Below are 25,944 nucleotides of genomic sequence, written 5' to 3'. Positions count from 1 at the left end.
TCCTATTCAAACGGCAGGTCCATCTGCCGGTCATCGCCGCCACTCATCTCGGCGCGGTAGCTCTGCACCGTGCGGCTATGGAGGTCACAGGCCAGCGCCACCTGGGGGACGGAGGCGCCCTCGCGCAGCATGCGGATCGCCTCGGCCTTGCGCGCCTTGGCGCCGCGCATCGTGCCGCAGGGCAGCTTCAACCGGCCGGGTCCGATTTCACGGATCATCTTCTCGGTAGCCTGCAGCCCGACGATCTCCGACAGCATCGAGCCGCGCGCGAACTTCGGGATCGAGATCTCGGTCCCGCCCCGGCGCTTCAACAGCCGCTCGGTCAACTCGCGACCGATCGCCTCCTCGATCTGTCCGGCGATGCCTGGCAGCGCGTCCATCACTCCGGCCGCTCCTTCCGCTGACGGCCGCACCGAAGGTCCGGGCGAGAGGCCTCCAGCACGGTGGTGACGTGCCCCTCCTGAAGCTTGTAGATGAACCCGTCGACCTCGACGCCCGTGACGCCCATCTCGACGCCGCGATCGACACGACGGCCGATCTCGCGCCGGAGCGTTTCCACATCGATCTTCAGCACCCGCTCGATGTAGCGGACAAGGGCATGATCGGAGACGACGACGATCGGCTTCTTCATGTGTCCACCTCGATCCCGTTCCGGCGGCACATGGCCTTCAGCGCATCGACGATGTCGGAGATCTCCGACCATTCGTGCATGGTGTCGATGTCGATCGGGACCGAACCCCACTTCTTCTCGAAGCGGGCACGGATGAAGGCGTTCAGCCCCTTCGCCCCGCCGACCCGCACGGCGCCCTTCTGGTGCAGCAGGCGCCACATGACGTGGCAGAACCGCACGTCGGCGCGCGGGGCGGCCTTCCGCCCCTTTGCGGGCCGCTTTCGATCGAACGGCTTGAAACCCCGCTGTTTCAGGGCCTCGACCATCTTCTGCAGATCCCTGTCGGTCATGTCGGACATGCTGGTCTTGCCGGTCACGACCAGCTGCAGGTCGTGCCGGGTCTCGTTGTCGATACCGAGATCGCGACACCCGACATGGATCATCCGCTGGAGGGTCCGATCAGCCATGGCGCACCTCCTTCGGCGGCGCGACGGCATCCGCCATGGCGCGGGTGAGCGCGTTCAGGTCGATCCCCCAGGAAGGGCCGTTCTGGACCGTCAGGTAAAGGCCGCGCGTCGTCAGAACGACCTGTGCTTCGGCGCCACCAACGGTCGCCTCGGCCTCACCGAGGCGCTGATCGACGGGATTGGGCCGGGATAGGTAGACCGGCACGGAAATGGTCACGACGGGGTTCATGACGCGGCGCCCCCTGCCCAGGCGGTGACGGCCTTTCCATTGCCACCGATGGCCGTGCCAGAGCGGACCGCCAGACCCTCCTGCTCAAGCCTTAAAAGGGTGGACGACACGCTGCTGGTATCTTTGCCCAGGTGCGACGCGATCTCAGCGGCCGATTTCGGTCGGCCGGTCAGCTCTTCCAGAATGTCGGCCTTCAGGCTTCCCCAGATGCGGACCTCGCCCCCAGGACCGCCCTTGCGCATCCTGCGGGCTGTTTCCATGGCGCTCTTGCGCAGGAGCCCGGCATACTCGATCTCGTTCATCAACCCTGCCACCCCTTGATGACCATCTCGGCAAGAGCCGCCAGCAGCATCAGCCAGGCAGAGACGCTGACAACAAGGCCGGGAAGGATCCACCATCCGCTCGGCAAGCGCCGCGAGCCATGATCTTCAGTGCGCATGGTTGATCCTCGTCGGCACGAGATGCGACCAATCGCCCCGTCCATCGATGACGTCATCGAGCCAGTCAGGGCCGGGTGACGGAGACGGGGTTCCTACCTGGGCCTCGATCGAGCGAATGAGGGCGATCAACTCGCGCGCCTCGGCCCGGCTTTCCTCGCCCATCGTATTTGGCCGGGGCTCGATCTCGCCGGTGGCGTTGGTCACCAGGTAGCTGTCGCACTCGATAATTCCGAACAGCGTTTCACGCAGCCATGACAAACACTCTCGCAGGAGCGCCTCGTTCTTCTGGAACATGTTCATCACGCCATACCCCCGGTCTGCTCCATGAGGTTGCGCACCACCTGCCGGTTGCCCTCGGCAAGGTTCGCCTGGACGATCTGCATGGCCTGCTCCGGCGTGACCTTCCGCTGATCCTGAAGCGCGATCAGCTGACCGACGAAATACGACGAGATGGCGAGCATCTCCTGCGCGTCGACGGTATACTGGTGCTGCCGGAACAGGCCGATCAGCTTCAGTCGAAACGCCTCATGCTGCTCTTTCGGGGCGACGATCTTCATGCCTTGCGTCATCGGGATACCTCAGCTGCTCATCAGGACCGGGCCACTACGCCCGGCCGACCGACCGCCGGTTGCCCGGCGGTGGTTTCGCATCAGGATTTCGCGGCCTTGAAGGCCAGATGCCGGGACGCCGGGATCTGGATGGCCTCGCCGGTGGCCGGATTACGGCCGTTCCGCGCAGAGCGGTCGCGCATCTCGAAGCGGCCAAAGCCTTTGATGGTGACCGGCGTCCCCGCTTCGGTCAGGGCGCGGATCGCTGCGACCGTCGCATCGACCGCGTCCATTGCCTGCGCGTGGCTGTTGAGGCCCGCCGCCAGCATCACGCTGGACGCGAGATCTGATTTACCAGCTGTCTTCATGTTTCCCTCCTTCGGGGGTTGGTGCCCGCGACCATCGCGGGCGGATCAGGTTTCCATGATGGATTTGCCGAAGCCCGGCTTCTGGACCGGCGGGCGCGCCCATTCCGGGATCCGCACCGCGACCGCTCCGGCCTTCGGGGAATGGCTCACCGCGAGCTTCTCGGCCGGGCGCTTGCCGGGTGCGGTCTGCATCCACGGCGCGACCTTCAGCGCGATCGACCCCTTGATGCCGCCGCTGAACTCCATCGCGTTTGCATCGCCGCGATCCGCGACGGAAAGCGTCAGCAGGTGGCGCGATTTGCTGTCGTCGTCGATCGAGAGCTGAAGGCTGTCCTTCTCGGGGTTCAGAGGGCCGCCGAAATAGGTCTCCTGCGCTTCCCGCGTGATGCCGATCCTGATGTACTCACCGGACTTGCTGTCGCCTTTCGCGATCGAAAACCCGCTGGAGCTCGTCGGCGCGGCCGCAAAGGGCTTGAGGTTGATAACCGCCATCCCTGCCCCCTATGCCTTCGCCAGATCGATGGTGACGGCCTCCCAGGGCGCGTCGGCGGTCTCGCGGCGATAGAAGCGGACATAGCTCTTCGATCCGACCACCCGCATCGCGTCGCGGATCGCCTTCATGGCGCTCTTCCAGCGCTCGTCGGCGATCTCAAGCCGCAGCAGCGAATAGAGCGCGGCGCGGTTGATCTGACCCTCCTTGTCGGTGTTGAAGGCCTTCGTGATGACGGCCTTCAATGGCGCTTCGGCCGAAGCGGTCCACTCGTTCAGGCATTCATCGACAAGGGTCTTCGCGATCTGCAGCTCGGGGCCGAACTGGATGTTGTCGGCAACCTGGACGGTGATCTTCAAAAGCCCGTCGTAGGACATCAGGGTCTTGTTGCCCTTCTTGCCGCCGACGGTCGCGCCGTACTGTTCGGCAAGGAGCGCTTCGAAGGCGTCGAGGTTGGCATGGAAGTGGCCAAGGAAGCGCGAGAGCTGCTCGGAGAGCGCCACGGCGTGGCTCATCTCCGCGCGCACCAGCTCGTCCTCCATGACGTTCTGCGGTTTCACGGTGCCGATCGGCAGCTTCGCGCCATCGGGGCCAAGGATGTGCTCGTCTCCCTCGATCATGACGCGCCCCGTGGGGATCTTCGCCGGGGGATAAGGTCTCGGTTCGGGTGTCATGCCCGTTCTCCTTCGGTGTGGGGGATCTTGTTGGGTGGGGGATAGGACCCCGGATAGACCGGCTTGACGCCAAGGATAGCCAGCAGGAGCGCCATCGCTTCGACCTCGTCGGCGCTGACCAGCGTGGCGCCGCGCAGCCCGTCGCGATCGACCTTGCCGACGCCACGCGCCGCGCGCTCGGTCAACTCGGGGATGGTGAGGCGGCTCATTGCGCCACCTGCCGGACATAGTGATCGCGCGCCGATTGCGCGACCGGCCTCAGCTTGTCGATGATGTGCTCGACGGGAACACCCTGGCGCGCGGCCGTGAAGCCCAGCATGTTCCAGGCGGCGACCTGCAGCGCATCGTGATAGTCGAGATCGACGAGCGCCTGTTCGACCAGCGTGGTAACGATCGCGGTCTCCTTGGCCGTCAGAACATCGTCTGGGGTCGGCTGCGGTTCATTCATCGGGCGCTTCATTCGGGGTCTCCTTCCGGTTTCGGGGGCAGTTCACGCAGGCGCGGTACATGCGCACCCTGAGCGAGTTCACGTTGACGAACTGGCGGGCCTTTTCCCGCCAGTGGCGGCACTCGTGCATCGGGATCGTGCCGAGAGCCGGGCATTCGACGCGGGCATTGCGGAACACCCCGTTAAAGAGCTCTTCAACGGCCTGCAGATCGCCCGGATACTTCGCGCGCAGCACCTGGCTGATCAGGGACGAGGAGCGGCCAAGCTGGGCCGCCACCTTGTTCTGGGAGGTGGCGGAACATTCGGCGGCCAGGGCCTCGACCCATTCGGGCAGCGCGTCCTTCCAGGCGGCGCGGGCGATATCGACGGGGCTGGTCATGTCCGGCCTCCGTCCGCGATATGGGCATATTCCTGCAGGTTTTCGTCCCACACCGCGCGGATGCGCCGCTCGCAGGGGGGAAGAGGTCCGGTGTTGCGGATCAGCCGGTAGACCGCCTCACGGCGGCCCGGCAGACCCTTGCGGTGGACCCTGATATGCGCCGACCGCACCAGCATCTGGCAATAGGCCAGCGCATCTTCGACGGAGACCTTGACGTCGGTGGTGTTGGAATGCGCCGCGAGGTCTGTGGGCGTGAAGGTGCCAAGGCCGCGCATCGCCCGCCACATATTGCCCTGGGCGGTCCCGGTGCGCAGATAGGTTCCATCGCGCCGGGTCCGGCGCGGCAGCTCGGTCTGGCCTTCCTTCACGGCAAAGCGCAGGCGGTTCTTGTCACCGCGCCCGATCTCGACGACGGCGCCTGACCGGCGCCAGTCCGCGACGATCTCCCGGACCACCTCGGCGCCAAGATGCACCTCGGCCGCGAGGGAGTAGCAGGTGAAGCTGTTGAGGCGCAGGGCGGCTGCCCATGACGCCTGTTCCATTGGCCGCGTCCGCGAAACTTTCGGCATCACACAACCCTCCGGCGCTGGGCCGCGCCGCCAAGGTTCCGGCGCGGGTCGGGGGCGGAGCCGGTGAAGAAGTCGGTCTTGCCCCAGCCCTTCATATCGAAGTGATCCACGCCCTTCGTCCGCGCCACCTCGTGAACCCGCAGCAGGTTCACGCAGATCCGCCGGATCGAGAGGTTCGACCTCTGCAGGAGGTGCTGGCGCAGGTCTTCGGCAAGCTCGACACCGGGGCAGTAGATCTTGGCCAAATGGTTCACGTCGTCGATCGAGCCCGGCTCGGCTGCGACCCAGTCGAGGATGCGCCCGTGAAACCGCTCCCAGGCCTGCAGCTTCTGCGGCAGGAGCTCCTCACCGATCAGCACGATCGCGGCGCCGGAGCTTTCGTAGATGTCGCGGACGATCTCGACCATCTTGCGCTGGACGAGGAAGTCGGCCTCGTCGATCAGAAGGGGCCGACCACTGCGGGCCAGCTCGTCGCTGATCTGGTCGACCATGTCCGCGATGGTGCGCTGCGGCTTGACCGACAGGTCGGCGAGGATCGCCTCGCAGAACTTCCGGGCGGTCCAGACCGACTTGACCTGCACCAGGTGGGCGTCGAACTGGTTGGCGCCGTAGACGCCTGCCGTCGTCTTCCCGAACCCGGAGGGGCCGTAGTAGCAGGCAAGCCCCGGAAACCCGTGCGGGCGACGCTGCACCCGGTCGATGAGCGCCACAAGGGCCGACACGTTCTTCAGGGGGGCTACGCTGTTGTAAAGTCCACTGTCCTTTGCCATTCTCTTCTCCGTTACTGCTCAACCCACCGCTCAGGGGTCTGCCGCCCCTGGGCGGTTCTTCTCACCCGAACATCGCGTCACCGAAGTCCTCGTGGAGGATCTTCAGGGCCGCGTATTCCGAGGTGTCGATGTAGGCGATGAGCCAGCGCTGCTCCTGCGCGCTGACCTCCCCACCTGCTTCCAACCTGCGCTCGAGCGCGAGGGCGCGGCGGAACCTGTCCCGCTCGCCCTCTTCCGGCTCTTTCGCCGCCCGATGCTCCGTCAGATCCGCGACGATCTTCTCCTGCCAGCGCGCGACGTCTTCCGGCACGCCCACTTCCTGAACCTGCTCCGGCTTGCGGCCGAAGACCGGCCGCACCACCTTCGCCTCGACCGGCTCGGACATCGGAAGCGCCGCGTCCGAGAGGAGCGCTGCCACATCGGCCGCCTTCATCTTGCGATGGGCGTCGAGCGCGGCCCGTTCGGCATTCATCCAGGCCTTGCGGGCCTTCGAATGCGCGCGCGCCTCCTCGGTGTCGAAGAAGCCTGCCTTCAGCTTGCAGGGCGCGCGGCCGAGATAGCTGTTGTCGGCGGAATAGACGTGCAGCCCATCCCAAAGCGCGGCCGGATCGAAGCGGGCGATGACCTTCTGCCCGGCGATCTCCGCCATCCAGGGCGCCCAGTATTCGTTGCCGAGGAAGGTCAGAAGGCCACTTCCGGTCGCCCCGCGCAGGCCCTCGGCCCCCATGAGCCAGAGCCGCCGCTGCGCTTCGGTGGCCTTCTGGATCGGTGCCGCCGCATAGGAGGCATCGAACACCTCGGCAAAGCTCTTGCCATAGGCGATGTCCGACCAGCGGCCGGGCCGGGTATTATGCTCCTCGATCCCGTCGGCGACGACGGCGAGGAACTCCTCCAGATCAATGGCACGGTTGCCGTAATCCTCCGGCTTGGCATCGGGTCGGTTGCCGGTATAGGCCCCGTCGAAGCGGGGATCCTTGGCGATGGTATCGCACATGTCGCGGAACGCGCGTTCGATGGGCTTCGACTGACCGGAATAGGGCGTCGCCCAATGGATCTCGCACCCAAGCGCCACGAAGAGGCCGGGCAGATCATCCTCGCGGACCTTGAAGCGGTACCGCGTCGGCGAACCGCCGGTCAGGGCCTTGGCCGCGAACTCCCGGCCGTTATCGAGAAGAACGTGTTCCGGGATACCCCATGTCTCGATCATGTCACCTGCGGCGAGCCGCACAGCATTGGCGTTCGGGGTCTGATCGACGCGCCAGGCAAGCACCCGGCCGGAATAGATGTCCTGAAAGGCGACCATCTGGGGTCGCGTGACGACGCCTTCCGCCTCGCCACGCTCGGCGGGCCAGCGGACGAAAACGTCGAACTTGTGGAAGTCGGCGTTAACCGCCTGCAGAGCATGCAGGCCGCTCTTGTCGCGGGTTTGCGAGGGATAAAGGCGCTTCAGCGCATCGATCCCCTTCCGGGCGAGCACCTGGGTCGCCTTGGAGACTTCGGCATTGAAGCGGCGCCGCACCGTGCGCTCGTCGGTGACCGCCCAGCCGTTCTTCGCGGCGACCCGCGCGGCGCGCCGGTAGCAGCTGGTGAAGCTGGGCGCTGCAGGGCGCAGGTAGTCCGACTTCAGCGTGTCGAAGAAGTCGCCGTCAATCTCGATCTTGGTGCTCTTGCGACGCGCAATGCGGTGGCGGGGCGCGAGGTAGGGAAGCCGGTCATCTCTTCGGACCCCCTCAATCATGGCAAACCAGTTCCAGATCGACCGGCACCCGACACCCTCCATGCGGGCAATGTCATGGGCCGCCCCGAACTTCGTTCTGGCGGGGGCGAGCGCCTCGACCTTCTGGATGATCTCAAGGCGACGGCGGGCCACCTCCTGCGTCTTCTCCGGCAGGCCCTCGAACCATGTCCAGGCGGTGTTCCTGTCCATGTCCTCGGTCTTCGGCCGGTGCGGCATCGGCATTGATGTCTGCGCCAGAAGCGCCTTCTGCGCGCGCGACGGGAACAGGTGCCAGTTATACTCCCAGCCGCCACCCCGCCCGCTTCTGCGGCGGGCAAGCTTCGGATTTGTGCGCCAGCGAAGTCGCTTTGCGAGGGCCTCTACGCCCTGTCGGCTCTCCGGCATATCGACGAGCTTGCCATCGGCAATCTCCGACGCAGTCCACCAGATGCGCTCCGGTTCGAGGCTCATTCCGCCGCCTCCCGCCAATGGTCAAGGCTGACACCCTTGTTCTGGGCTTCCCAGATGTCGTGGGCGCGTTCGAACAGGAACCGCTTCTTCGCCGCCAACGGGGCGCGATCCCATGCTGCTGAAAGGGCCTTGAATGCGGCTTCAAGGACATCTTCTTCCGCGTCTTTCGCCGCCTCCATGCCATCGGTCGCGCGCTGCTGGCGCGCGGCCGCGACGGACTTGGCCGCACCGTTGCTCAGGGCGATGCAGATCTGCGCCCGCTCGTGGGGATCCTCGATCCGGGACAGCGCCTGCATGTCCTGGATGGTCACCGGCTTCGGCGCGGCGCGGAGCCACCGCACCTCGTCCTTGCTGAGCGCATCACCGATCGCCACCAGGCGCCGCACATGCCGGTCTGTCACACCGAACTTGTCGGCGGTCGCGGTGGCGAAGGACATGATGTCCGCCGCCAGTTTCCCGGTGTGCTGGTTGCCCTTGAAGGCCTCGGCCGCAGTCTCGGGATGGAGCTTCTCGTAGATGCGCTTGCGCTCCGCGAGGAAGAGCGCCGTGTCGAGCACGTTCATCTCGGCCCCGGCGAGGTTGTCGTCCACCTCCATGAGGCGCGCCCAGTCGTCGGTCACGTCCGACCAGACCTTCGCCTCGATCTCGGCCCAGCCGAGCCGAGCCGCCGCCTCCAGTCGATGCGCACCGGCGATCAGCACGAGCTCGCCGGACTTCTTCTTGCGGACGTGGATGGCGTCCTTCATCACCTGCGTCTCGGCGATCGAGGCGATCAGGCTTTCGACACCGGCCTCGGAAACCGGCCGAAGGCGACTTCCAAGGATGACGTCAGAGACCGGGATATTGGTCGTCGCGAGAAGCGTCGGGGTCTTCATTCTTCCTTCGGTCCCTTCGTCATGCGGTAGAAAAAGCGGCGCTGCCCATTGATGAAGCGCGCGCTGCAATCGATCTCGGCGCCATGGGCGCGCAGCTCTGAAATGCACGTCCCGACCGCCATGACCCCGGTCTTGCGGACCAGGTCGCGGGTGCTCCGCTCCTTTCCGTCGGACAGGAGCTTGACCAACCTGCGGAGCCTCGGCGATGTCAGCGGCCCGGCATGCATCCTGTCACCGCGTCATCGGGGCGTGGTCGAGGTGACGGCAATACGGGCAGAGGCGGTTGTGGATGCCCTCCGACGTGAACTCCCGCTCGCAGCAAAGGCAGGGCCTCCGCATCGCCTGGCCAAAGCGCTCCTCGCGCTCGGCCGTCTCGTTCAGCTTGTGGGCCAGTTCTTCCGCATCGCGCCGACTGACCTTCAGCGTCGCGACGGCGTTGCCAGTATGGTTCACGACCGCGAAGCGACCCGCAAAGGGATGGACGGCATAGCGCCCGGCCGGGGGCAGCTGCGGCAGTCGATCAGGCGCGGATACCGAATTCGCGGCCTGCCCGGTGATGGCGGGGTGGCTCCGCCAGGACTTCATGCGGACCACACCCATCACCGGCACCCCGTCAGCAGCAAGAGGACGTAGAGGACGAAGAAGAGCATCAGGATGAAAGCCGTATCGCCCGCGATCGAACCGGGATGGTTCTTCAGGATGCGAACCGCCCGGCGCAGGAATCTCGGCTTCGGCGCGGGGCAGCTCCGTGCGAACAACTTGGCCTGCCAGATCAGGTTCAGCGTGGCTCTCTGCTGACGGGCCTGATGCTTCTGCTCGAAGGTTTCCATCATGCGGCTCCTGTCTTGGTGGCCGCTCCGTGGCGGGCAGCCGCATCGTATTTATCTAGGCGCAGCCAGAACTCCCCGATCGCGCTCTTCTTTGGGCAGCGGCTGCCAAAGCGGTCGCGGCCGACCTTCGCAGCTCGGAGCGTCGACATCTGGCGACGCGATCGAATGAGAAATTCCCGGACTTCCAGATCGTGCCACCATGCGGGTCGACGTCCGTTCGACCAGATCGGCAAGTGGGCAACGCTTGCGAGCGCCTGCGCATCCACCTTGGGCAGCACAGGAGCAAGGTCTCCATTCGGCTTGGCGATACCTGCAGGCCAGTCCATGTCTGCTGGCCACATTGCCGCAAGCCGATCGAGGACGAACTCGGCTGTCTGAGTGTGGCAATCCCCACCGGCGGCGAGGCGCCGGAAGAAGCCGCCCTTGCGCAATATGCGACCCGACAGAACCTCGTCGGAGATCCCGTTCGCGCTGGCAATGGCATTTGCCAGCGTGAGCAATGCTTCTGTCATCCTGGAAGCGGGTTTCATGCCGCGCCCTTCGCGAACTGGGCCGCATGCTCCGCCAGACGACGGGCATAGGCGTCGCGGATGAACTCGCGCCCGGCGGCCTCAATGATACGCTCCAGATTTGCGCGCCCGACGTCACCACGGGACTGGCCGAAGGTAGCGTTGCGGCCATTCATCGGCGTCAGACCGTTTTCCTTGCACCACCCTTCGAAGGTCAGACCGCGAGCGCGAAACGCACCCACGATCACCTCGTGAAGGATCGCTCCCGGCTGGAATTCTGGTGGCTTTCGTGACATCTTCCCTCACAACGCGGCAAAACGCTCTGCATTACAAAGCAACAATGCTTTGTAAAAGGAAGCGGGTCAAGAGGTATTTGGGCCCAAATGGGAGACAGTCCTAGTAATCGGTTGGCTTCGTTTCGGAGTTCTTTGGGCTTGAGCCAGAGATCTTTTGCAGCAGCGCTAGGTGTAAGCCCTGGGCGGATTGGCTCACTGGAGAGCGGGGCGGCTCCGCTTTCGCGTGCCTTTCTTGAGCGAATTGCCGACACTTATAAGGTGAGCTCAGACTGGCTCCTGAACGGCCGAGGAGAGATGCTGCTACCGCCCTCAGCAGCAACCTCTGCGCGCCACGGATCGATCGAACAAGTGGATCCGTCGAGACCCGACCACGGTGATGTGCGGTTCGATGGCATAGAGTACGCCTTCGCGCGCCGCATGGCCCTGTCGATCTCCGCCGGGAATGGGCTCGAGGCCGTCGATGACGGAGAGGCGGAGGGTCTCGCCTTCCCTGTCTCCTGGTTGCGCCGCCAGGGCATCAATGCCGACCTCGCGGTCCTCGTCTCGGTCAAGGGTGACAGCATGGCCCCTGCCATCCCCGATGGCGCGCTCGTGCTGATCCACGTCGCCGAGCGGTCGATCGCCTCGACGGGGGTGTACGCGTTCAACCTTGACGGCCAGTCATTCGTGAAGCGGCTGGTGCCACAGTCGACGGAGGCCGACGGCCGCCCAGGCGCCGTGGCTATCATGTCCGACAATCACAGCTACCCTCCCCTGTTCCTCAGCGGCAAGGACCTCAACCGGATCACGGTTGTCGGCCGGGTGCGGGCGGTGGTAGCAGAGATTTAAAAGAGTTGGTTTAGCGACAAAGAAGGAGAACTAGATGAAGAGACCGTTGTTCATACTTACTTCTGTCATGCTGACATCGGCATGCGTCGCCACCACGGAAAACCTCACACCAAAGGACAAGTACTTGAACCGTGTCGCCTTTGCGGAAATCGTAATGCGCGACTGCCCCGCCGATGGGGGATACAGTTCCTTCGCGCAGATGCGTTCGGATGCAGCCAGCAACATGAAGATCGCAAAAAGTCTTGGCGCCACCGACACAGACATTGATGCGGCCCGAAAGCGCGCGGCACAGCAATACGGTTCTGCCTACTTCCTCGCAGGCCCCCAACGCTCATGCGACGAACTTATCAAGCGCTTGGCATGGGCCGGAGCCGAACCTGTACAGTAGGCGTTTTCTCTGCCGCTGCACTCTCGCCCCAGGCCCGTTTTCATACCTACAGGCGTCAAATCGGTTGCATGTTTGCGATCAGGCATGCGCAGGACGATGCTCTTTAAGTGACTGATAAAACTACATTTAACCAAACATGCAAATCCATCGTCTAACCTGCAACCGCATTTGCAGGTTCCGAACGCATCGGATCACCGTTCGGCGGTCAGGTCGCACCCTTTACGCGCCGTTAAACGCCCTGTTTTCAGTCATTTAAACGGTAGCTTTAGATTTGCGCCTCGGCGGGGCCGATCATTGACACGTCTGCGCCACATGGCCCGTTTCCGCGCCACTGCAAGTCTTCGCCAAAGCGCCCCGGCCCGGCTCCATTTGCGGCCTCATTGCCCTTATTTCGTTGTCCGAAATGTCATAGCCCGACCACCCCCACCCCCTTCCGGCCTCACTGCAATATTAACTGTCAGTACACAGCCTGCCCACAAATTCGCGGGGATAACTGTGGCGGGACAGTCGTTCCCTCCTGCGGAAACCGAAGACGCGACCGCGCCGCGGAGCGTCGGCTTGAGTGGATCGGAAGGGAAAATGGTGGGCGACCCTGGAATCGAACCAGGCATGGGTCTCCCCGGCGGAGTTACAGTCCGCTGCCGCACCTTGCAGCACGTCGCCCGACGCCAGCGCGGAATAGCGAAGGGGCATCGGGGCGTCAAGGAGGAATTCCGCCCGCTCCGGGCTTGTATCCGGCCCCGCCGCGCCGCATTGTCCCGGCCCACGGCGAAAGGACCAAGACCATGAAGAAGCCGACCTGGGTGATCGAGAAGGAGCGCGCCCGCCGGGCGGCGGCGGCGGAGACCGTCTGGCTTTTCGGTCTGCATGCCGTGCGCGACGCGCTGGCGAACCCGGCGCGGGAAAAGCTGCGCCTTGTCCTGACCAAGAACGCCGCCGACCGGCTGGGGGCCGAGGCGCTTTCCCAAGGCCCGGCGCCTGACATCGTCGATCCGCGCAAGTTCGACAGCCATGTGCCGCTGGACCGCGACAGCGTCCACCAGGGCGCGGCGCTTGAGGTGAAGCCGCTGCACTGGGGCGCGCTGGAAGAGGTCTGCACGACCGGCGCGGGCCAGCCGCTTGTCGTCCTTCTCGACCGGGTGACGGACCCGCACAATGTCGGCGCGATCCTGCGCTCGGCCGAGGTCTTCGGCGCCCGTGCCGTCATCGCCCCGCAGCGTCATTCCGCGCCCGAAACCGGGGCGCTGGCCAAGACCGCCAGCGGCGCGCTTGAGCGGCAGCCCTATCTGCGGATCGGCAACCTTGCCGACGCGATGGAGGCGCTGAAGAAGCTGGGCTTCATCCTGATCGGTCTGGACGGCGAAGCGGACCGCGACCTGCCCGAGGCGCTGGCCGACACCGGCACCCGCCCCGTGGGGCTGGTCCTTGGCGCCGAAGGTCCGGGCCTGCGCGAGAAGACGCGCGAGACCTGCGACATGCTCGCCCGCATCCCCTTCGCGGGCAGCTTCGGCTCGCTCAATGTTTCAAACGCGGCTGCCGTATCGCTTTATGCCGCCACGCGCCGGGGGACAGGGGCGCCCTGAACGGCCCCGGACACGCACGCCCGATCACGCTTGCGGGAGGGGAGTTTGCGGAACGCGGCCAAGGTGGCATCTTGGGTCACGGGCGCAGACAGACGGGCCGCACCGGCCCCGCCTAGCACGGAGACGACCTTATGCCAGTGACACGACGACTGTTGATCGTGACCATGATCGCCCTGCCCGTTCTTGGCACCATCCTGCGACCCGCGCTGGCCGAGGAACCCGATGTCTACGCGCCGAACGGGGTCGCGATTTCCGGCTATGACGCGGTCGCCTATTTCACCGAAAACCGCGCCGTCGCGGGCAGCGCCAGCCATGCGCTGCGCTGGCGCGGCGCGACCTGGTATTTCGTCAGCGCCGGGAACATGGAAAGCTTTGAGATGAACCCCGTCGCCTATGCTCCGCAATATGGCGGCTACTGCGCCTATTCGATCGCCAAGGGGACGGCCGCGCCGTCCTCGCCCGAGGCCTACACGATCGAGAATGGCCGCCTTTACCTGAACGCAAGCCCCGCGATTCGCGCGGTCTGGACCGCCGACATGGCCACCTTCATCCATGAGGCGGACGCGAAATGGCCCTCGATCCTCGGTCGTTAGCCGCCGTTCACAACTGCGAGACCGCCCTTTTACACATCTCTTACATACCTACATGACACTGTGGGAGCGCGGCACCGGAACTGCCATGCTCCAATTCACTGTCCCTCGTTCCGCAACTGGCGCCCCTCCCTTGGAGCGGGCGCTTTTTTCTGGCAGGAAGGCAGGCAGCATGACCGACTATTCCGACACCTTCCTGCGTGAGATCCTCGAAACCACCCGCGTCGTGGCGGTGGTCGGCATTTCGCCCAATACGGTGCGGCCATCCTATTTCGTCGGCCGCTATCTGGCGCTGAAGGGGTTTCGCGTGGTGCCGGTCAATCCCGGCCATGCGGGCAGCACGATCCTGGGTCAGACGGTCTATCCCGACCTCGCCTCCATCCCGGCGGAGCTGAAGGTCGACATGGTCGACATCTTCCGCCGGTCCGAGGCCGTCCCCGCCATCGTCGATGAGGCGATCGCCCATCTGCCGGACCTGCGCACGATCTGGATGCAGATCGGCGTGACGCATGATGGCGCGGCGGAAAAGGCGCAGGCGGCGGGGCTGCGCGTGGTTCAGAACCGCTGCCCGAAGATCGAGTATCAGCGGCTCTTCGGCGAATTGCGCATGGGCGGTTTTTCCACCGGCATCATCTCGTCGAAACTTTAGACCGCGCCCTTCGCCAGCGATTCCAGGATCGGGCAGTCCGGCCTGCCATCCCCCGCGCAGCAATGCACCAGATGGGACAGCGTGCGGCGCATTTCGGTCAGTTCGGCGATCTTGCGGTCGATGTCCTCCAGATGCCCCTCGGCGAGCTTCTTGACATCGGCGCTGGCGCGGCCCCGGTCCTCATAAAGCGCCAGTAGGCGGCGGCATTCGTCGATAGTAAAGCCCAACGACCGCGCCCGGCCCAGAAAGGCCAGCTTGTGCAGGTCGGTCTCGGCAAAGCTGCGATAGCCGTTCGCCGAACGCCCCGGCGCGATCAGGCCGACATCCTCGTAATAGCGGATGGTCTTCGACGGCAGGCCGGACCGCTCGGCAACCTCGGATATGTTCATGTCCTTACCCCTTCTTGTTCAAAGGAACGCCCGGCAAAGCGCAGCCTGAGCGCGTTGGTCAGCACGAAGACGCTCGACAGTGCCATGGCCCCGGCGGCGAGCATCGGCGACAGAAGCACACCGAAGGCCGGGTAAAGCAGCCCCGCCGCAACCGGGATCAGGGCGACATTATAGGCAAACGCCCAGAAGAGGTTCTGCCGGATATTCGCCATCGTGCGGCGCGACAGGTCAAAGGCCGTGGCCACGCCCGCCGGATCGCCCGCCATCAGCACCACATCGGCCGCCTCGATGGCGACATCGGTGCCGGTGCCGATGGCGATGCCCACATCCGCCTCGGCCAGTGCGGGGGCGTCGTTGATGCCGTCGCCGACGAAGGCGACCAGATCGCCCGACGGACCGCTGAGCGATTTCAGCGCCTCGACCTTGCCGCCCGGCAGGACACCGGCGACGACCGTGTCGATCCCGGCCTCGGCGGCGATGGCTTTGGCGGTCGTTTCCGTATCCCCGGTGATCAGCGCGGTGCGCAGCCCCATTGCGTGCAGCGCGGCGATGGCCCTGCGGCTGGCGGGCTTGATCGGATCGGCGGCGGCGAGGATGGCGGCGGGACGGCCGTCGATGGCGACATAGATCGGCGTCTTGTCGGCACCCGACAGGTCCTGGCGCGCGCGCAGGCCGGAGGTGTCGATCCCCTCGCGCACCAACAGTCGCTCGGCCCCGATGACGACGCGGCGGCCCTCCACCTCGGCGATCACGCCATGGCCCGCCACCGCCTCGGTGCGCGTGGCCGTTGGAACCGTCACGCCCCGCGCCCCGGCCGCCGCAAGGATCGCGCGCGACAGCGGGTGTTCCGACGCCGCCTCCGCCCCCGCGGCAAGGCGCAGCACCTCACCCTCATCAAACCCCGCCTCGACCGACAGCCCGGCCAGTTCGGGGCGCCCCTCGGTCAGCGTCCCGGTCTTGTCGAAAGCGACGACACCGATGCCCTGAAGCGCCTGAAGCGCGTCGCCCTTGCGGAAAAGAACCCCCAGTTCCGCCGCGCGCCCCGTGCCGACCATGATCGAGGTCGGCGTGGCAAGGCCCATGGCACAGGGGCAGGCGATGATAAGGACCGACACCCCGGCGACAAGCGCATGGGTCAGGACCGGGGACGGTCCGAAGACCAGCCAGATCAGGACCGTCGCCGCCGCCGCCGCCATAACGGCGGGGACGAACCACATGGTGATCCTGTCGACCAGCGTCTGGATCGGCAGCTTCGCGCCCTGCGCCTGTTCGACCATGCGGATGATCTGCGCCAGCGCCGTCTCTGCCCCGACCTTGTCGGCGCGGAAGGTGATGGCCCCCTGCCCGTTCACGGTACCGCCGGTGACCGCCGTGCCCTTAACCTTGTGAACCGGCATCGGCTCGCCCGTAATCATGCTTTCGTCGATCCAGCTTTCACCCTGCACGACGGTGCCATCCGCCGCGATGCGTTCGCCGGGCCGCACGACGATCCTTTCACCGGCCCGCAATTCGGCCAGCGCGACGTCCACGGTTTCCCCATCCTTGTCCACCCGCGCCGTGCGCGGCTGCAAGCCGATCAGGCGGCGGATCGCGGCGCCGGTCCGGCCCTTGGCGCGCGCCTCCATCATGCGGCCGAAAAGGATCAGCACGACAATCACGGCCGCCGCCTCGAAATAGACGGCACGCGCGGCGGCCGGGATCAGCCCCGGCAGGAAGGTGACGAGGGTAGAAAAGAGATAGGCCGCCGAGGTTCCCAGCGCGACAAGGCTGTTCATGTCGGGCGCGCCGCGCAACAGCGCGGGGTAGCCTTTCAGGAAAAAGCGCCGCCCCGGCCCGGCCAGGACCAGCGTCGTCAGGACGAACTGCGCGATCCAAAGCGTCCGGGTCCCGAGGACCATCGTCAGCCAGTGATGGAAAGCCGGGAAAAGATGCCCGCCCATCTCGGTCACGAAGACCGGCGCGGTCAGGACGGCGGCAAGGATCGTGGCGCGCCTCAACTCGCGGAATTCCGCATCCTTGCGCGCGCCTGCATCGGGGCTGGCGACAGCGCTTTCAGGAAGGTGCGACGGGTAGCCCGCCGCCTCGGTCGCGCGGATCAGGTCCTGTGGCGTCACCGCGCCTTCGGCAAAGCGGACGCGGGCGGATTCGGTCGCCAGATTGACCTCGGCCCCGATGACGCCGGGAACGGCCTTCAGCGCCTTCTCCACCCTTCCGACGCAGGAGGCGCAGGTCATGTCCTCGATCCGCAGCGTGACATCGACGATGCGCGCGGGATACCCGGCGCGGTCCAGCGTGGCGAGGATGTCGCTGGCCGAAGCGCCACCATGGCGCAGCTGCGCGGTCTCCGAGGCGAGGTTCACGGAAACGTCGTCGACACCGGGAACGCCCTTCAACGCACGCTCCACCCGCCCCACGCAAGAAGCGCAGGTCATCCCCTCGATGCTAAGCGTCAGGTTCTGTGTATCGGCCATGGCGAAACCTCCTGTTCCGAGTTTCGCACCCCAGATAATGTTTCCAGTGACTGGAAGGTCAAGACCCTTCAGAATTTTTTCGAACCGCCGGGATCGGCCCTTGACCTTCCAGCAGGGGAAACCCCCAGATCAGCGGGGCAAAGGAGACGACACATGACCAAATTCTCAGTTCCCGACATGAGCTGCGGCCACTGCCGCAAGGCCATCGAACAGGCCGTGGCCGAGGCCGACAGCGCCGCGACCGTGTCCTGCGATCTTGACGCGAAAGAGGTCACGATCGACAGCACGCTGGCCCCCGGCGACCTGGCCACCGTCCTGGATGCGGCGGGCTATCCGGCGACCGTCGCCGCCTGATCAGACGACGCGGTCGGGCGGGTTCTCCCCAGCGAAGAAGGCATCGAGGTTGTCGACCACCCGGTGCCCCATCGCCGCCCGCGTCTCATGCGTGGCAGAGCCGAGATGCGGCAGGAGGACGACGTTCTCCATCCCCATCAGCGCGGGCGTGACCCGTGGCTCTGCCTCATAGACATCCAGCCCCGCCGCCGCGATCTGGCCCGAGGCCAGCGCAGCGGCCAGCGCGCCCTCATCCACCACCTCGCCCCGCGCGGTGTTGACGAGGATCGCGTCAGGCCTCATCCGGCCCAGCGCCGCCGCGCCGATCAGGTGCCGGTTCGCCGCCCCGCCGGGGCAGTGCAGCGACAGGACATCGACCTTCGGCAACAGATCGTCGAGCGTGTCGACTTGCACCGCGCCGCAAGCCGCCAGCACCTCGGGCGCGACGGCGGAACGGTTCTGCACCAGAACCCGCATCCCGAAGCCGTGATGCGCACGATGGGCCAGCGCCTGCCCGATCCGCCCGAAACCCACGATCCCAAGCACCGCGCCGGACACCTTGCGCCCGACAAGCTGCGTCGGCCGCCAGCCCGTCCATTGGCCGGACCGGACCAGCCTTTCCCCCTCGCCCGCGCGGCGCGCGGCCATCAGGATAAGCGTCATGGCGATGTCGGCGGTGCAGTCGGACAGCACATCGGGCGTGTTCGTGACCACCACCCCGGCGGCCTTCGCGGCATCGGTCGCGATATGGGAAAAGCCCACACCGTAATTGCCAAGGATGCGCAGCCGGGGGACGCCTGCGAAAACCTCTGCCCCGATGCGGTCGGTGACGGTCGGCAGGATGGCGTCATAGTCCGCCGCCGCCGCGATCAGTTCCGCCAGGGTCAGGGCGGTGTCGGAGGGGTTCAGCGTAACCTCATACCCCGCCGCCAGCCGCGCCTCGACCTCGGCGGGCCAGGCGCGCGTGACCAGAACCTTTGCCCGTGCCATGGCGGCCCCTTTCGTCGTTCAGTCGCTGCCCAGAACCACTTCCTCACGCGCGATGGACCAGTCGATCAGCCGCCGCCACAGCGCCTCGGCCAGATCGGGGTCCACGCCCCGCGCCACGGCACTTGCACGGACCTTCGCCACGACCTCTTCCACCCGGTCGTCAATCCGCGCCGGAAGGCCAAGGGCGGGCTTCAACTCCGCCGCCCGGTCGATATAGGTGATACGCTCGGCGATCAGGTCGACAAGGCCCGCATCGATGCGGTCGATCTCGGCCCGAAGCTCGGCCATGGTGCTGCACTCGGATGCCTTCATCGTCCCGTCCCGCCGTTGCCCTGCCCAGCGGTCATAGCCCCATGCGCCCGCTGCCGCAATGCGGCGCCGGGCCGTCAGACCCCGACATAGGCGGCGAATTGCGGCGACTGTTCGGTCATGCCGCCGGTATCCACCGTCTCGGCCACCTGCCCGCCAGAGATGAAGGCGATCCGGTCGGCGACCGACAGGGCGGCATCCACGCGCTGCTCGACAAGGATCGTGGCGACGCCGGTTTCCTTCAGCGCCACCACCGTGTCGCGAATAAGCGCGATCATCGACGGTTGAAGGCCCTCGGTCGGCTCATCGAGGAGCAGCACCTTCGGTTCAAGACAAAGCGCGCGGGCGATGGCCAGCATCTGCTGTTCGCCCCCCGACAGCGTGCGGGAAATCTGGCCCAGCCGTTCGCGCAGGCGCGGGAAGATGGTCAGCACCTTCTCGCGCACGCGGGCATCGCGGCCCCGCGTCATCAGCCCGATCTCGATATTCTCCGCCACCGTCAGGTCACCGAACAGCCGCCGCCCCTGCGGGACATAGCCGATCCCCTCTTTCGGGACGTCATGGGCGGCAAGGTCCTGCACCGCGACGCCGTCAACAAGGATCGCGCCCGCACTGACCGGCACCTGCCCCATGATCGCGCGGAGCGCCGTGGTCTTGCCGACGCCGTTGCGGCCCATCAGGCACAGCACCTCCCCCGGTTCGACCGCAAAGCTCAGCCCGCGCAGGACCTGCACCGCGCCATAACCCGCCTCGATCCCCTCAAGCCGCAGCATTCATGCCCCCAGATAGGCCGCCTGAACGGCAGGATTGGCGCGGATTTCCGCAGGGGTGCCGGTCGCCAGCACCTCACCGAAGTTCAGGACGGTGATCCGCTGGGCCAGCTCCATGACCACGTCCATGTTATGCTCGATCAGCAGCACCGTCGCCGCGGGCACGACCGATTGCACGATGCCGTTGAAGACCTCAATCTCCCCCTGCGACAGGCCCTGCGTCGGCTCATCCAGGATCAGAAGGCGCGGTTTCAGCGCAAGGCCCATCGCGACCTCAAGCAATCGCTGGTGGCCATAGCTGAGCGTCCCCGCGATCTGCCCGGCGCGGTCGGTCAGGCCAACGCGGTCCAGCGCCTCCATCGCCGCCGGTTTCAGCGGGTGGCTGCCATGGCTTTGCGCCGCCAGCGCGACGTTGTCATAAACGCTCAGCGCGGCATAGATCTGGGTGATCTGGAAGGTATAGGCGATGCCGCGCCGGACGCGGGCATGGGCGGGCAGCCGGGTGATGTCGCGGCCTTCGAAAAGGATACGCCCCGCCCCGGCCTCGATCCGGCCCGACAGGAGGCTGACAAAGGTCGTCTTGCCCGCCCCGTTCGGCCCGATCAGCGCGTGAATCTCCCCCGCCGCCAGGTCGAAATCGACCCGGTCCACGGCCTTCAGCCCGCCGAAATGCCGCGTCAGACCGCGCGCCTCTAGGATCACGGCAGCCATCGTAGCCCCCGCTCCCTGAGCGTTCCGAGAATGCCTTTCGGCGCGAACAGCACCAGCACCACCAGAACCGCGCCGACGATGAACTGATAGGCCGAGGTGGCCGAGCTTGCGTAGTCGATCAGGTAGAACATCAACAGCGCGCCCAGAAGCGGCCCCAGCACCGTCCCCGCGCCGCCCAGAAGGACGTAAAGCAGCGGCAGGATCGAATACTGGACCGAGGCAAGGCTGGCACCCACATAACCGAACAGCACCGCATAGGCCGCCCCCGCCGCGCCCGCATAGACGCCCGACACGACCAGCGCGGTCAGCTTCACGGTGTAAGGATTGTAGCCCAGCATGCGGCTGCGCGCCTCATTCTCGCGCATGGCGATCATCACCCGGCCAAAGGGGGAACGGACAAGCGCGAGGTTGACCAGCAGGGCGACGGCGAACAGCGCGAAGGCCAGCAGGTAACGCGGCGTGTCGCCCGACAGATCGACACCGCCCAGCATCCGCGCGGCGCGGTCCAGCACGATCCCCTCATCGCCGCGCGTGTAGCGGACGAAGTAAAGGACCGTCAGATAGCCCGCCTGCGCGAACATCAGCGTCACGATCATGAAGGCGACACCGGCGGTCCTGAGCGCCAGAAGCCCGACCGCCGCCGCGATCAGCCCGCCCGCGACCGGCCCCGCGACCAGCGCCCCGGCCGAGCCAAGGCCAAACTGGCTGATCCCCATCCCGGCCGCGTAAAGCCCGGCCGCGAAGAACAGCGCATGGCCAAGGCTCAGAAGGCCCGTATAGCCGAAGGCGATGTTGTAGCCCATCGCATAGACCGCCAGCACCATGATCTTGGCGACATTGGTGACATGATAGGCCGACAGCAGCGGCAGCGCCGCCAGAAGGGCGGCAAGGACGGCCAGATGCAGGAAAAACGCCTTCATGTCCCTCATGCGTGGCGCTTCCCGAAAAGGCCCTGCGGCCGGAAGACAAGGACCAGCGCCACCACCAGCGTGGCAAGGATTTTCGCCAGCGTCGGGGTGAAATAGGCGCCGTAATCGGGCAGGACGACCGGCAGGAAGATCGGGATCACCTGATCCACCATGCCAATCAGCAAGGCCGCCACAACCGTCCCCCGCAGGCTGCCCAACCCTCCGATAATGACCACCGAGAAGGACAGCAACAGCGGGTCCGCCCCCATCAGGTAATGCGCCTGCTGGATCGGCACGATCAGCACGGCGGCGATGGCGGCCAGCCCCGCGCCCATGGCGAAGACCATCGCATAGACGCGGTCGACATTGATCCCGAAGGCGCGCGCCGTGTTGCGGTCGATCTGCGTCGCCCGCATGACCAGCCCGATCCGCGTATGGGTCAGGATCAGCCAGAGGCTAAGCAGGATCACCACCGCCGCCGCGATCACGGCCAGCTTGTAGCCGGAATAGCCAAATCCGATCAGTTGCAGGCGCAGATCGAAGGGCGCAGGCACCGGCAGCGCATTGGGGCCAAAGAGGCTCAGCGCGCCCTGCTGAAGGATGTAGAGCAGCCCGATGGTGGCGACGATCGTCGCTTCGGGTTCGTAATTCAGCCGTTTCAGGACCAGCGTATCGGCCAGGGCCGCGATGCCGCCCACGACCAGCGGCGCCACGCCCAGTGCCAGCACGAAGGCAACCGCGGGCGGCCCGCCGACCCAATGCGACACGAACCAGGCGATCACCGCGCCCAGCATGAAGAATTCGCCATGCGCGACGTTGACGACGCGCATGATCCCGAAGACAAGCGACAGCCCGCTTGCCGTCAGCGCCAGAACCGAGGCGCTGACCAGCCCTTCCAGGAGGGCGAGAAGGAAGATGGACCCGAGGCTCACGCGTAGACCGGGCGGGACCGGCGGCCCCGCCCTGCTCCTTCAATCATGTCAGAAGCTCTGCGTCGTGTAATCGACCTCATCGGGGTAATACCCGTCTTCGAGCGAGGTCCGGTGAACGCGGATCAGCTTGCCGCCCTCAACCTTCGAGATGTTTTGATGCCCGAAGGCCTGGTGGGTCTTGCCGTTGAAGCTCAGATCGCCCTGCGGATGGTCGTTGCCCTCGGCAAAGCTTGTCATCGCCTCAAGCGCCTCGACGAATTTCTGCCGGTCGGCAGGCCCCTGATAGCCCGCGGCCTCCATCGCGTCCTTGATGGTGAAAAGCGTCTCCCAGGCGGAAAACATATGGGCGTAGGTCGATACCTCATTCGCGTCACTGACCGAGGCGCCGGTATCATCGACGCCGACGGCGGTGCGGTAGAAGGTTTCCGCCTCGCTCGCATCCGCCTGCTTGTTGCGGTTGTGGCCTTCCCAGAAATGCGTGCCTTCCAGGAATTCCAGCCCCGGAGAGGCGATGTTCACCGCCTCAAGGCTGTCGATGAAACCGAAGATCTGCGGCCGGTCGCCGGTGCCGTAGAACTCGCCCAACTCCTTCACGAAGGTCAGGACAGCGGGGCCGACCATGACGTGATACAGTACCTCGGTATCGGCGGGGATCTGCGGGAAATAGCGGGTGAAGGACGTCTCGGTCGGCGGGATGGCGATCTGGCGGATCACCTCGCCGCCCTGCGCCTGAACGGCGGCGGTGAAGAAATCGCGGTGGTCATGGCCGAAGGCATAGTCCGGGAAGACCATGGTGACCTTCTTGCCAAGGTTCTGCGTGACCCATGGCGCCATCGACTGCACCTGGCTTTTCACATCGGTGATGCCCGGCTGAAGCGTCCAGCGGTTCAGCATGCCGGAGGCAACGTGGTGGCCCTCGGAACAGACGAGGTAGGGCACCTTCAGTTCTGCCGCGCGCGGCGCGGTGCCGACGACGACATGGGAGAAAAGCGCACCATAGACCAGATCGCAATTGGCCTGGGTCGCGAGCTTGCCAAAGACCTCGGCGCCGCGCGCGGGATCGGTGCCGTCATCCTCGAACACGATCTCGACCGGGCGGCCGCCGATGCCGCCCTGATCGTTCAGGACCTTCAGCGCCGCAGTCGCGGTTCGTTCATACCACCGCCCATAGGCCGCGCCGATGCCCGTCCGGTGCAGTTGAAACCCAAGCTTGATCGGCGCCGAGGATTGCGCCTGAACGAAGCGCGGCGTCAGCCCGGTCGCCAGAAGCGCACCCCCTGCCGCCATACCGGACAGGACAGAACGGCGAGTCGGCATAGTCATCTTGTTAGACATCAAACATCTCCGCTGTTGATAACGCACGGTTTTCCGCGCAGTTCGGGTTTTTTCTAACGTAACGGAACAACGGTTCGCCCCGCAATGCAAGCACTTCTCATCCCGCCGTGGGGGAGGAGAGCATCCAGAGGCCGAAAACGGTGTAGCCGATCATCAGGACGGTCATGGGCAGATGGGTGGCAAAGCGGTCCCCGCCGGCGAAGCGCTGCGCGATCTTCAGGCCAAGGACGACGGCCAGAAGATGCGCCGCAAGGATGATCGCGAATTGCGCGATCCAGATCGCCAGCGTCCCGCTGCGCGTCGCGAGGAAGCCGAAGGACACCCAATGGTCCGGCAGGCCGAAGAGGTCCCAGCCGCGCCCGAACGGATCGTTCAGCGCCGCGATCACATATTGCCCGTTGGTCAGAAGTGCGATCAGGTAATGGGCGACGTGATAGCCCGCCGCGATGGGCAGGATCGCCAGCATCATCGGCCCGGCCATGTCCGAAAACCGCGTCCCCTTCGGCACCCCCAGACGGATCGCGGCAAGGATCGTCGCGGCGCTCAGCGCCCAGAAGGCGGGCAGCGCCAGCGAATTCACGGACCAGACGACCGAGCGACCGGGGTACTCCAGCGGGTTGATCCCGATCTGGACCAGCCACCAGAACGTCTCATGCAGCCCGTCGAAACTGACCGAGGCCAGCACCAGCGTCAGAAAGGCGATGGCCGTTGCGTCCAGCGGCTCCATCCGCAGGACCTGCGCCCCCGGCAGGCCGACCATGACCCGCACCCGGCCGGGCGCGTATTCGGCCCAGAAGGGCGCGATACGGGCGACGAAGGCGAAGTAGAGCGTCGCGAATTCGCCCTTCTCCAGCCAGTCCTCCCCCTCTGCCACCGCCAGCACGAGGATGACAAGGTAGTAGACCGCCGCCGCGCGGGCGAGGACGAAGGGATCGGCGGGGGCAAGCGACACGATCTCGAACCACGCGAAGGCAAGGTATCCCAGCACCGCCGGGGCATGGCCAAGGCGCGAAAGGCCGATGCTGCCCTGCCAGCCGGTTGCGCGCCGGATCGACCGGACCGGGCCACCCCACGGCGCGACATCGCGCCAGAGATTGCCGAAAACCACGCAAGCCAGCGTCAGCCCGACCCAAAGCACCGTCCAGACGGTTAGCGGCAGAAGGTTCCCCAGCGGATCGCGCGTCCCCCAGATGCCGACGGCAACCAGCGCCCAGAAGGCCGCCGCACCGATCCAGCTTGTCACCACGCGCGGCACCAGCACGGGCCGGTCGAAAAGCACCCGGCTGCCGAAGGCAGGCAGCCGCCCCCCGGCCAGCCCCACCAGCGCCGTCAGCGCCACCGCCACGCCCGCGCCAAGGATGTACCACCCGGTCGGCAGCGTCAGGATCACCATGCGTTCGGACGCATGGGCAAGCGCCGCGCCGGGCAGAAGGACCAGCAACGCAGCAAGACGGCGCATCAGCGCAGACCGTCCTCGCCCTTGATATCCGCCACCTCAAGCCCGCCCATGCGCGAATGCACGCGCGGCCCCTTGGCCATGACAAGTCCAAAGACGATCTCATCCGCCTTGGGGCCGTCCGGCACAGAGACCGTCATCGCATCGAAATGGCTGCGGACATAGGACGCGCCGAAATGCGTCAGCGGCAGGTCAATGAAGGCGCCCATCGGCCCGACCTTCTTGGTCGACGGCACGATGGCCTTGGGGTTGCCCAGGATCTCGCGCATCCCGTAGCCTCCCGGCGCGTGCCAAAGCGCGCCATGCTCAAGCTCCCCCGCCTCGCCCACGATGGCGCCCTTGCCATAGGCGTCGATCCCCTCCGCCCCGCCCAGCGCCGCGATCAGCTTTTCGGCCATCGCCTTGCCCAGGGGCTTCAGATCCTCCATCGCCGGTTGCAGGTCGGCCTCATAGCGCCCGGCGAAGGGGTTGGAGACGACCGCCAGAACCGCGCCGCGCTGGCGCGGGCGGGCGGCATCCGGCCCGCCGTCATGGTGGATCTCGTCAAGGATGACCGTCATCTTGCGAAGGCGGAACCTGGCCATATGTCTTCTCTCCCCCAAACTGAACGCG

Annotated in this window: 40 protein-coding genes, 1 tRNA gene, 1 other RNA gene and 1 pseudogene; 7 read left to right on the top strand and 36 right to left on the bottom strand. The window is 65.9% G+C overall.

The window, feature by feature from the left end:
• Positions 1-2: 2 nt before the first annotated feature.
• The 24 genes from LX70_RS13160 to LX70_RS13050 all read right to left on the bottom strand — a co-directional run bounded on the left by LX70_RS13160 (position 3) and on the right by LX70_RS13050 (position 10,690).
• Entirely contained in the window at positions 3-380 is a 378-nt protein-coding gene (locus LX70_RS13160; protein WP_105515231.1) for a helix-turn-helix domain-containing protein, read from the bottom strand.
• Positions 380-631, bottom strand: a complete 252-nt coding sequence (locus LX70_RS13155) for a hypothetical protein (RefSeq protein WP_105515230.1) — start codon at positions 629-631, stop codon at positions 380-382. The genes LX70_RS13160 and LX70_RS13155 overlap by 1 nt, the downstream gene beginning before the upstream one ends.
• Positions 628-1,077: a regulatory protein GemA gene (locus tag LX70_RS13150; protein ID WP_105515229.1), complete on the bottom strand. Its 450-nt coding sequence runs from the start codon at positions 1,075-1,077 to the stop codon at positions 628-630. Before LX70_RS13150 ends, LX70_RS13155 begins: the two co-directional genes overlap by 4 nt.
• On the bottom strand, positions 1,070-1,306 hold the full coding sequence (locus LX70_RS13145) for a hypothetical protein (RefSeq protein WP_105515228.1): 237 nt from the start codon (positions 1,304-1,306) through the stop codon (positions 1,070-1,072). Before LX70_RS13145 ends, LX70_RS13150 begins: the two co-directional genes overlap by 8 nt.
• A complete protein-coding gene (locus tag LX70_RS13140; RefSeq protein ID WP_105515227.1) occupies positions 1,303-1,608 on the bottom strand; it encodes a winged helix-turn-helix domain-containing protein in 306 nt (101 codons plus the stop codon). Before LX70_RS13140 ends, LX70_RS13145 begins: the two co-directional genes overlap by 4 nt.
• A complete protein-coding gene (locus LX70_RS20775; protein ID WP_170076192.1) occupies positions 1,608-1,745 on the bottom strand; it encodes a hypothetical protein in 138 nt (45 codons plus the stop codon). Before LX70_RS20775 ends, LX70_RS13140 begins: the two co-directional genes overlap by 1 nt.
• A complete protein-coding gene (locus LX70_RS13135) occupies positions 1,735-2,040 on the bottom strand; it encodes a hypothetical protein (RefSeq protein WP_146111604.1) in 306 nt (101 codons plus the stop codon). The genes LX70_RS20775 and LX70_RS13135 overlap by 11 nt, the downstream gene beginning before the upstream one ends.
• 5 nt (positions 2,041-2,045) lie before the next feature.
• Positions 2,046-2,303 carry a hypothetical protein gene (locus tag LX70_RS13130; protein ID WP_146111603.1) on the bottom strand — a complete coding sequence of 86 codons (258 nt, stop codon included), beginning with the start codon at positions 2,301-2,303 and terminating at the stop codon, positions 2,046-2,048.
• 19 nt (positions 2,304-2,322) lie between these two features.
• Positions 2,323-2,396: hammerhead ribozyme type II (locus tag LX70_RS13125), an RNA gene on the bottom strand.
• The gene (locus LX70_RS13120) at positions 2,396-2,662 is read right to left on the bottom strand and encodes an HU family DNA-binding protein (protein WP_105515224.1); all 267 of its coding nucleotides are present in this window, start codon (positions 2,660-2,662) and stop codon (positions 2,396-2,398) included. The genes LX70_RS13125 and LX70_RS13120 overlap by 1 nt, the downstream gene beginning before the upstream one ends.
• Before the next feature lie 45 nt (positions 2,663-2,707).
• Entirely contained in the window at positions 2,708-3,154 is a 447-nt protein-coding gene (locus LX70_RS13115; protein WP_105515223.1) for a hypothetical protein, read from the bottom strand.
• 9 nt (positions 3,155-3,163) lie between these two features.
• The gene (locus LX70_RS13110) at positions 3,164-3,826 is read right to left on the bottom strand and encodes a DUF3164 family protein (protein WP_105515222.1); all 663 of its coding nucleotides are present in this window, start codon (positions 3,824-3,826) and stop codon (positions 3,164-3,166) included.
• The gene (locus tag LX70_RS13105; RefSeq protein ID WP_105515221.1) at positions 3,823-4,035 is read right to left on the bottom strand and encodes a hypothetical protein; all 213 of its coding nucleotides are present in this window, start codon (positions 4,033-4,035) and stop codon (positions 3,823-3,825) included. The genes LX70_RS13110 and LX70_RS13105 overlap by 4 nt, the downstream gene beginning before the upstream one ends.
• Complete coding sequence (locus LX70_RS13100; RefSeq protein WP_105515220.1) at positions 4,032-4,286, bottom strand: hypothetical protein; 255 nt, start codon at positions 4,284-4,286, stop codon at positions 4,032-4,034. The genes LX70_RS13105 and LX70_RS13100 overlap by 4 nt, the downstream gene beginning before the upstream one ends.
• On the bottom strand, positions 4,267-4,653 hold the full coding sequence (locus LX70_RS13095) for a hypothetical protein (protein WP_105515219.1): 387 nt from the start codon (positions 4,651-4,653) through the stop codon (positions 4,267-4,269). Before LX70_RS13095 ends, LX70_RS13100 begins: the two co-directional genes overlap by 20 nt.
• Positions 4,650-5,195 (bottom strand): hypothetical protein, encoded by a 546-nt coding sequence (locus LX70_RS13090; RefSeq protein ID WP_105515218.1) that lies wholly within the window; start codon positions 5,193-5,195, stop codon positions 4,650-4,652. The genes LX70_RS13095 and LX70_RS13090 overlap by 4 nt, the downstream gene beginning before the upstream one ends.
• Positions 5,196-5,221: 26 nt before the next feature.
• Positions 5,222-5,992 carry an AAA family ATPase gene (locus LX70_RS13085; protein ID WP_105515217.1) on the bottom strand — a complete coding sequence of 257 codons (771 nt, stop codon included), beginning with the start codon at positions 5,990-5,992 and terminating at the stop codon, positions 5,222-5,224.
• Positions 5,993-6,053: 61 nt separating this feature from the next.
• Positions 6,054-8,180, bottom strand: a complete 2,127-nt coding sequence (locus LX70_RS13080; RefSeq protein WP_105515216.1) for a transposase domain-containing protein — start codon at positions 8,178-8,180, stop codon at positions 6,054-6,056.
• Positions 8,177-9,055, bottom strand: coding sequence for a ParB/RepB/Spo0J family partition protein (locus LX70_RS13075; protein ID WP_105515215.1), 879 nt, complete (start codon positions 9,053-9,055; stop codon positions 8,177-8,179). The genes LX70_RS13080 and LX70_RS13075 overlap by 4 nt, the downstream gene beginning before the upstream one ends.
• The gene (locus LX70_RS13070; protein ID WP_105515214.1) at positions 9,052-9,243 is read right to left on the bottom strand and encodes a hypothetical protein; all 192 of its coding nucleotides are present in this window, start codon (positions 9,241-9,243) and stop codon (positions 9,052-9,054) included. Before LX70_RS13070 ends, LX70_RS13075 begins: the two co-directional genes overlap by 4 nt.
• 43 nt (positions 9,244-9,286) lie before the next feature.
• Entirely contained in the window at positions 9,287-9,655 is a 369-nt protein-coding gene (locus LX70_RS13065; protein WP_105515213.1) for a hypothetical protein, read from the bottom strand.
• Positions 9,655-9,885, bottom strand: a complete 231-nt coding sequence (locus LX70_RS13060; protein ID WP_146111602.1) for a hypothetical protein — start codon at positions 9,883-9,885, stop codon at positions 9,655-9,657. Before LX70_RS13060 ends, LX70_RS13065 begins: the two co-directional genes overlap by 1 nt.
• A complete protein-coding gene (locus LX70_RS13055; RefSeq protein WP_105515211.1) occupies positions 9,885-10,415 on the bottom strand; it encodes a hypothetical protein in 531 nt (176 codons plus the stop codon). The genes LX70_RS13060 and LX70_RS13055 overlap by 1 nt, the downstream gene beginning before the upstream one ends.
• Positions 10,412-10,690, bottom strand: a complete 279-nt coding sequence (locus LX70_RS13050) for a hypothetical protein (RefSeq protein ID WP_105515210.1) — start codon at positions 10,688-10,690, stop codon at positions 10,412-10,414. The genes LX70_RS13055 and LX70_RS13050 overlap by 4 nt, the downstream gene beginning before the upstream one ends.
• An 87-nt stretch (positions 10,691-10,777) precedes the next feature.
• Here LX70_RS13050 and LX70_RS21135 point away from each other — a divergent pair.
• The 3 genes and pseudogenes from LX70_RS21135 to LX70_RS20475 all read left to right on the top strand — a co-directional run.
• A pseudogene (locus LX70_RS21135) lies at positions 10,778-10,954 on the top strand (helix-turn-helix domain-containing protein); the annotation flags it as partial.
• A gap of 30 nt (positions 10,955-10,984) precedes the next feature.
• Positions 10,985-11,518 (top strand): S24 family peptidase, encoded by a 534-nt coding sequence (locus LX70_RS13045; protein ID WP_245885077.1) that lies wholly within the window; start codon positions 10,985-10,987, stop codon positions 11,516-11,518.
• 34 nt (positions 11,519-11,552) lie between these two features.
• The gene (locus LX70_RS20475) at positions 11,553-11,906 is read left to right on the top strand and encodes a hypothetical protein (RefSeq protein ID WP_146111601.1); all 354 of its coding nucleotides are present in this window, start codon (positions 11,553-11,555) and stop codon (positions 11,904-11,906) included.
• A 580-nt stretch (positions 11,907-12,486) separates the two neighbouring features.
• Here the strand turns inward: LX70_RS20475 and LX70_RS13035 are convergent.
• A tRNA-Tyr gene (locus tag LX70_RS13035) sits at positions 12,487-12,570 on the bottom strand.
• A 121-nt stretch (positions 12,571-12,691) separates the two neighbouring features.
• Between LX70_RS13035 and rlmB the strand changes: the two genes are divergently transcribed.
• The 3 genes from rlmB (at position 12,692) to LX70_RS13020 (ending at position 14,728) form a co-directional block, all read left to right on the top strand.
• Positions 12,692-13,489 (top strand): 23S rRNA (guanosine(2251)-2'-O)-methyltransferase RlmB, encoded by a 798-nt coding sequence (gene rlmB, locus LX70_RS13030; protein WP_105515327.1) that lies wholly within the window; start codon positions 12,692-12,694, stop codon positions 13,487-13,489.
• A 131-nt stretch (positions 13,490-13,620) separates the two neighbouring features.
• Complete coding sequence (locus LX70_RS13025; protein WP_105515207.1) at positions 13,621-14,082, top strand: YHS domain-containing (seleno)protein; 462 nt, start codon at positions 13,621-13,623, stop codon at positions 14,080-14,082.
• Positions 14,083-14,251: 169 nt separating this feature from the next.
• Positions 14,252-14,728, top strand: a complete 477-nt coding sequence (locus LX70_RS13020) for a CoA-binding protein (RefSeq protein ID WP_105515206.1) — start codon at positions 14,252-14,254, stop codon at positions 14,726-14,728.
• Here the strand turns inward: LX70_RS13020 and cueR are convergent.
• On the bottom strand, positions 14,725-15,117 hold the full coding sequence (gene cueR, locus LX70_RS13015) for a Cu(I)-responsive transcriptional regulator (protein WP_105515205.1): 393 nt from the start codon (positions 15,115-15,117) through the stop codon (positions 14,725-14,727). The genes LX70_RS13020 and cueR overlap by 4 nt on opposite strands.
• On the bottom strand, positions 15,114-17,588 hold the full coding sequence (locus tag LX70_RS13010; protein WP_105515204.1) for a heavy metal translocating P-type ATPase: 2,475 nt from the start codon (positions 17,586-17,588) through the stop codon (positions 15,114-15,116). The genes cueR and LX70_RS13010 overlap by 4 nt, the downstream gene beginning before the upstream one ends.
• Positions 17,589-17,741: 153 nt before the next feature.
• Here LX70_RS13010 and LX70_RS13005 point away from each other — a divergent pair, with 153 nt between their 5' ends.
• Positions 17,742-17,942 (top strand): heavy-metal-associated domain-containing protein, encoded by a 201-nt coding sequence (locus tag LX70_RS13005; protein WP_105515203.1) that lies wholly within the window; start codon positions 17,742-17,744, stop codon positions 17,940-17,942.
• Here the strand turns inward: LX70_RS13005 and LX70_RS13000 are convergent, their stop codons facing one another.
• From LX70_RS13000 to LX70_RS12960, 9 genes are all read right to left on the bottom strand, one after another.
• The gene (locus LX70_RS13000; RefSeq protein WP_105515202.1) at positions 17,943-18,911 is read right to left on the bottom strand and encodes a 2-hydroxyacid dehydrogenase; all 969 of its coding nucleotides are present in this window, start codon (positions 18,909-18,911) and stop codon (positions 17,943-17,945) included.
• Between the two features lie 18 nt (positions 18,912-18,929).
• On the bottom strand, positions 18,930-19,223 hold the full coding sequence (locus LX70_RS12995) for a chorismate mutase (RefSeq protein WP_105515201.1): 294 nt from the start codon (positions 19,221-19,223) through the stop codon (positions 18,930-18,932).
• A 74-nt stretch (positions 19,224-19,297) separates the two neighbouring features.
• Positions 19,298-19,993, bottom strand: coding sequence for an ABC transporter ATP-binding protein (locus tag LX70_RS12990; protein ID WP_105515200.1), 696 nt, complete (start codon positions 19,991-19,993; stop codon positions 19,298-19,300).
• On the bottom strand, positions 19,994-20,701 hold the full coding sequence (locus tag LX70_RS12985) for an ABC transporter ATP-binding protein (RefSeq protein ID WP_105515199.1): 708 nt from the start codon (positions 20,699-20,701) through the stop codon (positions 19,994-19,996).
• Positions 20,689-21,621: a branched-chain amino acid ABC transporter permease gene (locus LX70_RS12980; protein WP_105515198.1), complete on the bottom strand. Its 933-nt coding sequence runs from the start codon at positions 21,619-21,621 to the stop codon at positions 20,689-20,691. The genes LX70_RS12985 and LX70_RS12980 overlap by 13 nt, the downstream gene beginning before the upstream one ends.
• Before the next feature lie 5 nt (positions 21,622-21,626).
• On the bottom strand, positions 21,627-22,541 hold the full coding sequence (locus tag LX70_RS12975; protein WP_105515197.1) for a branched-chain amino acid ABC transporter permease: 915 nt from the start codon (positions 22,539-22,541) through the stop codon (positions 21,627-21,629).
• Positions 22,542-22,589: 48 nt separating this feature from the next.
• Positions 22,590-23,876, bottom strand: a complete 1,287-nt coding sequence (locus LX70_RS12970; protein WP_105515196.1) for an ABC transporter substrate-binding protein — start codon at positions 23,874-23,876, stop codon at positions 22,590-22,592.
• Between the two features lie 97 nt (positions 23,877-23,973).
• A complete protein-coding gene (locus LX70_RS12965; RefSeq protein ID WP_105515195.1) occupies positions 23,974-25,335 on the bottom strand; it encodes a hypothetical protein in 1,362 nt (453 codons plus the stop codon).
• The gene (locus LX70_RS12960) at positions 25,335-25,916 is read right to left on the bottom strand and encodes an amino acid synthesis family protein (RefSeq protein WP_105515194.1); all 582 of its coding nucleotides are present in this window, start codon (positions 25,914-25,916) and stop codon (positions 25,335-25,337) included. The genes LX70_RS12965 and LX70_RS12960 overlap by 1 nt, the downstream gene beginning before the upstream one ends.
• Positions 25,917-25,944: the final 28 nt, after the last annotated feature.

The organism is Albidovulum denitrificans, from assembly GCF_002973535.1.
GTDB lineage: Bacteria > Pseudomonadota > Alphaproteobacteria > Rhodobacterales > Rhodobacteraceae > Albidovulum > Albidovulum denitrificans.
Note: the sequence above shows the minus strand (reverse complement) of the source record. Positions and strands in the feature narration are given on the sequence as shown.